This is a genomic window from Kluyvera intermedia (assembly GCF_021440345.1).
Taxonomy (GTDB): Bacteria; Pseudomonadota; Gammaproteobacteria; order Enterobacterales; family Enterobacteriaceae; genus Kluyvera; species Kluyvera intermedia_A.
Genome location: NZ_JAKCNS010000106.1, coordinates 1 through 7,118, shown reverse-complemented (window position 1 = coordinate 7,118; position 7,118 = coordinate 1). Strand labels below are relative to the sequence as shown.

6 protein-coding genes are annotated in these 7,118 nt (G+C 49.5%); all 6 read right to left on the bottom strand.

The window, feature by feature from the left end:
* Nucleotides 1–284 (bottom strand): fimbria/pilus periplasmic chaperone (locus LZ634_RS21080; protein WP_234508713.1); only part of this gene is annotated, 284 nt, incomplete at its 3' end.
* Entirely contained in the window at nucleotides 250–1,578 is a 1,329-nt protein-coding gene (stbD, locus tag LZ634_RS21075; RefSeq protein ID WP_234508711.1) for a fimbrial usher protein StbD, read from the bottom strand. The genes stbD and LZ634_RS21080, both read right to left, overlap by 35 nt.
* Nucleotides 1,579–1,582: 4 nt before the next feature.
* Nucleotides 1,583–4,144 carry a fimbrial outer membrane usher protein gene (locus LZ634_RS21070; RefSeq protein ID WP_234508715.1) on the bottom strand — a complete coding sequence of 854 codons (2,562 nt, stop codon included), beginning with the start codon at nucleotides 4,142–4,144 and terminating at the stop codon, nucleotides 1,583–1,585.
* The gene (locus tag LZ634_RS21065) at nucleotides 4,128–4,892 is read right to left on the bottom strand and encodes a fimbria/pilus periplasmic chaperone (protein WP_234508709.1); all 765 of its coding nucleotides are present in this window, start codon (nucleotides 4,890–4,892) and stop codon (nucleotides 4,128–4,130) included. The genes LZ634_RS21070 and LZ634_RS21065 overlap by 17 nt, the downstream gene beginning before the upstream one ends.
* A gap of 61 nt (nucleotides 4,893–4,953) precedes the next feature.
* Nucleotides 4,954–5,490 (bottom strand): fimbrial protein, encoded by a 537-nt coding sequence (locus tag LZ634_RS21060; RefSeq protein ID WP_234508707.1) that lies wholly within the window; start codon nucleotides 5,488–5,490, stop codon nucleotides 4,954–4,956.
* A 620-nt stretch (nucleotides 5,491–6,110) separates the two neighbouring features.
* Entirely contained in the window at nucleotides 6,111–6,938 is an 828-nt protein-coding gene (locus tag LZ634_RS21055) for a winged helix-turn-helix domain-containing protein (RefSeq protein WP_234508705.1), read from the bottom strand.
* Between the last annotated feature and the right edge of the window lie 180 nt (nucleotides 6,939–7,118).

Sequence of the window (7,118 nt, the reverse complement as noted above, 5' to 3'; positions counted from 1 at the left end):
CCGCGCAGCTCACCGGGTAACATTTTAAACAGTGGGGGCAGCACCACCACCGGCGTGACCACCCGATCCGGCGTCACCTGCGGGTCGCCAAAATCCGTCCACACCTGAAGCAGCATTGGCGTGCTGCCATCGTTGGACAAATTGAGCGTTTGCTGTTGCTCTTGCGCCGCAAAAATCACCCGCGTGCTGTCCACATTGACTGCGGCGATGCTCTGCATCGCCGCCAGCCAGAGCAGGCCGCAGAAGATATTATTGAAAACTGACCACCACCTGGAGCTGCGCATTGACTGTCCCCGCCGTAATCGTTTGACCACTGATTGCCTCAAGCGACGCCGTAAAGTCGCCCCGGTAGCTATTTGTTATCCCTGAGCTGGCCAGAGAAGTGAGATCTCTAAACGCATACCAACCACGCAAATTACCGCCCCCGGTAGTGCCCCGGTTGGGCAACAGATTCACCGTTCCGCCATTGCTATTGTAAATACGGATCCCGACGCCCGACGCTACGCCGGGGGTGCCATAACGGCTATCAAGTAGCCATGTCAGCCCCCCGCCGCTGGTGACTAAGCCCAGCTGCTGCGCGCTGTTGACCGCCGTCGGTTGGTTGACTAAAAAACCCATCGCGACGTTGGCCGATGAGGTGGTCGAGGCATTGGTGGATGACACCGCCCCTGACTCGCATTCGATACTGACGGAAAAAGGGGCCTGACTGCTCATGCCCGCTTTCAACTCGGAGCGACTCACCTTGGGCAGTAAAACCGTCGAAGGATAATCCTGTACCTGGCATAACGCGCCGCGCACATAGGTGACTTTGCCGTAAGTGTTCCATCCACCGGGCCAGTTATGATGCCAGCCATAATAATTGCTGGCGCTATCCGTACCGACCTTCAGGCTATTGCTATCTAACCCCGGGCCTTTAAACGCAATATACCCGCGAGGTTGACTATAGGCATCTTTATACATATTAGCGGACGAATAATAATGGGCCGTCTCACTGATTTTATACATTTCATACAGAACATTACTGAATGCGCTAGCCGGAATATAAATATACTGACCGTCGTCATACCAACTGTCAGACGTTAATTTGCGCTCTTTCCAATAGCGGCTGTAAAACTCACCGGTGCTTAAGTTCGTCATGCGCACAGCCACGTTTTTCGCCACATCATAATACGCGCCATTCACCTCGGAGACGGTATACATGCCGGTGTAGGCGTTATCGCCATTGGTGGCGTACATTTCGAATAAGCTACCGGCATCACTGGACTGACAGCGGAATAAGACCTGATTACTGGAATAAGCAACATTATTGCCACCCGTCACAAAATTACCGACCGCGCTGGCCAACAGCGTCCCCACCGGCTGGAAATTATTACCGCTGTTAATACTAATCACTGACGGTAGCCCGATATTTCCACTGCAGGTATCGCAGGCACCATTCCAGCTCGCCGCCGTATACCCGGCCTGAATGGCCGCGGCAGATAACGCTGACGAAGATATCACTTTAGTACATGCCGCCTGCAACGGCAGGATGCAGAATAACGTCCCCATTGCTATGAGGATTTTAAATAATAGCGCCATCGTATTACTCCATATCGCAAGTTTGATTCAGATGAATCAAATCGGTGTCGTTTTTCCCGGTAATTTGATAGCGCACCACGCAAGTCTGGCGGGTACTTTCGCCCCACAATACGCGCAGCACCCCCGACACATTCGGCACGCAGGCATAGATTTGCCCACCCTGTCCAACCATACCGATGACCGTACCTTCGGCGGTACGCACCTCCGCGCCCATCGGCGGAACCATCCCCTGCGAGGATGACAGGTTAATCAGCACCGCTTTCCCTTTCAGGGTGTGGAACTTCACCCGAGCAATCGCCCCGGCATAGGGCACGACCCGCTGACTTCCCCCCGTTAACTCCGCATCACGGCTCATCTGGCGGGTTTCGAGGCTGACGTTATTGTTACGATACGGCGATAGCGCGGGCAAAATAGCGTAGCCAAAACTGTCGATCACCGCGCCCTGCCCGTTTTGCACAATCGCCCCCTGCGCCCCTTCCGCATGAATTAATGCAAAGGTTTCACTCGTCCACGGCCCCAGCGTCACGCCACCGGGGTGAACGACCAGGGTGCCGGACGCACCGAGTCCGGCCTGTCGATAGTTTTCACCCTGGTCATAGCTTGCTCGTAAAGCGCCGATGCGGGTATTGTTCTGCACGTTACCGCCCCAGGCCGTCGCATTGCCATTACCATCCTGACGATATTGTTCATATCCGCCGTAGGCCGACCAGGTCAGATCGCGATATTCTCCCGACGACCCGGTAACTGAAACGGTAGACGACCGGCTCTGTTTCGACTGGTTATAGTTATAAGCCACCGTCGACATGCTGCGTCCCCAATCAAGTGGCAGCGAAAAATTCAACGACAGCGTAGTTTCCGTATATTTTTGCTGACGGCTGTCCGACGGCATATCGCGGACATTATTATAAAAACGACCGTAATCCCACGTGGTACGCTGGCGCGCGATATTAATGCCATAGCTAATACGCCGCCATTGGTTGCTGTAGCTCGCTTGAATTTGGGTCACTCGCGACCGATTATTATAATAATCCGCGGTACTGGCATTAATATTCACCATTCCCCAGTCACCCATCGTCTGGCTAACCGCCGCAGACAGTCGATTACGCTGTTGGAGGGTATCGGAATAATAAGTGATGCCGTTTTTTGCTTGCCGCCGGACGCCTAACACATCCTGTAAATCGCGAAACCCTTCGGTAGAGTAGCGATAGGCTGCCAGCACCAGGTTGGTTCCCGATGAAAATGTTTTGCTGTAGCTGGTCTCTGCTCGCCAACCCTGCTCCCGCTGATTATTGAGCACGCGCGCAGTAGACCAGGTTGCATTAACCCCCATCGCCCCAAGCCAGGTCGCCCAGACGCCACCCGCCAGCCATGCCTGATAATCTTTCGCCTGTCGCGTTCCCAGGTTAACGGTCAACTGATTGCTGACCCCTTGTTGAATAACGCCTTCAATAAAATCGTTATCGACGCTGTAATAATCGCGGACTCTCCCCGCGGCAAAAGCATAATGCCAGTTCCCCGGGCGCACTGAGTCGGGCACGGATGAATAAGGCACCGTAAATGTCGAGGTTTTGCCATTCGCTTCAATCACATCAACATCAATGTCACCCTGGTTACGGGTGTTATAAAGATCGTCAATCAGGAAAGGACCCGGCGCGACATGGGTTTCATAAATCACTTTCCCTAATTGTTTCACCACCACCCGCGCAGAACTTGACGCTACCCCGCGAATTTCCGGCGCATAGCCACGCTTGCCCTGCGGCCGCATGCGTTCATCCGTGGCAAGTTTGAGGCCATTAAACGACAGGCTGCCAAACAGGCTGCTATCCGTATAACCATCACCCAGCGAAACAATACTGTTAAGCGCTTCAATCGGACGTTGAATCCAGGTACGAACCGCGTTGTAGTGATAGGCGCGGTTGCCCGTATTGCTATCAACGTAGCGTAAATTCCCCTGGTGACGGAGTTGCCACAGGCCATAATTAAACCCACTATTAATCCCGCTCCATAAATACTGGTAGCGATAATGGTTCTCGGTATTTTCCGTGGTGGTATAGCTGGTGTTGTGGCGCAAAAAAAGCGCCGGCATCCCTTCATCCCATTCTGATGGTGGGATATATCCGCGCGTCGTACGTAGCAGTTCCGTTGACGGTATCGACAGCTGCAAACGCAATGTCGATTGATCAAATTGCCAGTTCCCACCCGCCGCCCACGCCTGTAATGGACGGCACTCGCCCCCATCGTCGCGCTTTTCCCCCGCGAGGGATTTAAGCTGAGCGGCCATCATTAACTCGCGTGTGAGGCACGGTTGCACCGTATTGTCAGGGGCCATGTTGCGGAATTCAACATCACTCCCGCTAACCACTAGCGTATTATTGACATACACATCAACGCGATAATGGCCGGGGATGATATTTTCGCCCTCAAACTGTACTAAATTGACGTCATAGGGAGACCCCTGAAATAACGACGGATCAAACTGATACTCTTTACCAGTAGCCATTCCGCTCCAGCCGATTGCCACCAGCGAACCGAGCAGGCTTACGCTAAATTCAGGGTAACGCGACATCATATTGTTCATTTATTCGGCTCCCCTGATCGTTTACCACCGTGAGTAAAACCGTACCGCTGCCCTTGGGATTGTTTTTCATGGTCGAGAGCCAGAAAGTACGCTGCGAAAACGGATTAACCATATCCGCATGAATGGTTCGCTTTTGACCACCCGCCGTGACCGTAATATCCGTAATGGAGACAAACCACGGCTGCGGGTTAGCTATTTCGACGCCAACGCCCTGACGGTTATTCCAAAGCAGCTTGACCTTTAAGTTTTTTAATTGTTCCGTGGGTTGCGATAATGCTGCCGGGCGATAAAAAAGTTTTACCCGGGTTCGCAGCATAATGAGCATTCGGTTTTTATTTTCCGTTCCCTCCAGATTCGAAGGTGGGGTCTGCAAAATATTGAACCAATACACTGATTCCCGATCCTGTGGCAGATTCTGATTGCCTGTTGCCGCAATCCGCACTATCTGGCCATTTTTACCTTGAATACGAAAAACCGGTGGCGTCGCCACGAAAGGAATACCACGCGACTGATTCGGGGCGGCATCAATATCACCGTCATCAAACCAGGTCTGAACGATATAGGGAAAATCGTCATTGTTTTTAAGCTGAACATCAACGGAACCGGCCGTTGACGGATAAATAATTCGGCTGCCCAGCATTGTCACGCTGGCATAAGCTGGAGTAACACATATTAATCCGATAATAAACCCGATAACATACCGTACATGGCGAGCATATAAAGCAGCAGACTTCATCGATTCCATCCTTTATCGAATTAGGGGCCTGGCGCTAAAATTAGCGCCAGGCAAATGACTATTACTGATAAGAAACGGCGTACTGCAAGGTTGCTTCTACGGTACCGGCTGTTGCTGCGTCGGTAGCATAATATTGCGCAGTATAAGAAGCAGACGCTTCAGAAGCGCCAGCGGCCAGTTTTAAATCACCCACCCCGGTGTAGCCGCTGGTCAAGTTAATCACGGCATCTGAAGTATCAAGCAGCTGAATTTCAACGTTGCCTGCGCTGCCGGTATTTCCCAGATTACCGCTAGTGGTTACCTGGTTCCCCACAAATACGGTTGAAATATTGGTTTCAGTAGAAGGGTTCCCCGTACAGCCCGATAACCCAATATCAAATGTAATGTCCCCAGCAGTATCACCACTTTTTGCCAGATCTTTGGTACTGACCGTCGGTAATAAAACAACCGGAGTCGCGCCATTCCCATTTATCGCTACTGAACAAGTTTCATCAGTAACTTCCCCCTGGAAAGTAATGGTGTTGTCTGAAATAGCCATTGCACTGCCTGATGCCATCATGATGCTTACAAACGTGGCGATGGTATATTTATTATTCATGGTTCTGTTTCCTGTAATTTATAAGACACGCTGGTTGTTGTTTGTTTTCATGGCCAGGCCACCGTTTCATGGGTATCAGAAACACCGCAAGGTTGCCGCTGCCATTGATACAAATCATATACATTTCACATAACCACGCAACAATTAACCATTGAATGTCAATTCAATAGATTTTTATGCTAGTTTTAACAAAAAAATAATGTTTATTAAGATATAAGCGCTGATAAGAAACCGTTATTTTTGTAATGTTTTTGTTAGTTATTCATTTGTTAAATACATTAAATTAATGTAATTAGAGGGTAACCATCTTGCTTAATGAAAATTAGCTTCAATTCCTTTTTTATTCTCTCCAGAATCTGTTACGCACATAACGCATCCAACGATGAATTGATGCCCGCAACCAAAGTCAGCGGCAGAAAGTTGTCACTTTTTTTAGCCACAACGGCAATCATCGTGAGTACGGTAATTTTTTTCCCGCAGCGGGAGGATGGGATAAATAATAAATATCGCTCAGCTTATGACCGAGGATTGGCAGGCGAAAAAATAGTCGCTTCAGTACATCGAAGCGACTATTTTTCGTATTTTCTTTATTACTGAATAATAAACAAACAGCAGAGTCCTTACGGTGCCGGCGCGGGCTCGGTAATACTCCAGCAAACTTCAGCTTTGCTATCGCGCAGAGAGCCACAGCGCATAAAATACAGGCGCGATAAATCCTGGCTCCACGTGCGCAGCGTACGACTTTTGATAACCAGAACGTACTCATCGCTGGAACACTGTGGTTTCAGCCTTTGGGCATAGCTCAATACGCCGGATTTTAGTCTCATACTATTATCATTTTGCAGTAGCGTTTCTGACATCAATAGCTTGCAGGTTCCAGCTTGCCCAACAAAGACTTCCCGGCGCTCTAAAGGTTTGGTCGCAAACCAAATACCAAACGCGGCCCCTAACGCAATGACGGCAATCAGCAGTATCAACAGCGAGAGATGAGAGCGTAGCAGCCAACGCGGCTTCGCCTCTTTCCTCACACCCTCTGTACGGCTGCTCTCGGCGGGTTCCTCGAAGTCAGACTCCATACTCGGGTCGCTTTCATGCGGTGTTAATATCATATCGGCACTGCGTTCAAGCTCTATCTGCGGATGCAGCATAAAACCTATCTTTGGTATCGTGACGATAGCTTCATCATCAAGCCCAAAATTTTTAATTAGCCGTCGAAGCTTACTCACGCACTGGTTTAAGTTGTTATTGCTGGAAATCATGCCAAAGTCATCCCAGACTTTTTTAAAAATAACCTCCCTTTTAACCGCCTCTCCTTGATGTTGAATGAGCAGTAATAAAAGTCGTTTAGTCGGATTGGATATCTGCACCCTTTCCTCCAGCGCATCAATCAGTCCGATCATCCCTGTATCAGAATCAAAAACAATTTGTCCATTAATCGTAAATATCATATCTAAGGCTCTTTCCCACGGCATCAAAGCATCGTTTACCTAACCAACCCGTTGAAGCTAATCATAGAAACCGAGTGCAGATCATTTTTAAGAAAATTCTTAATGCGGATAATATTTTCTAAGACATAAATTTGAAACATTAAATTTATAATTGATTTGTTGTAATATTTTTATAGCACG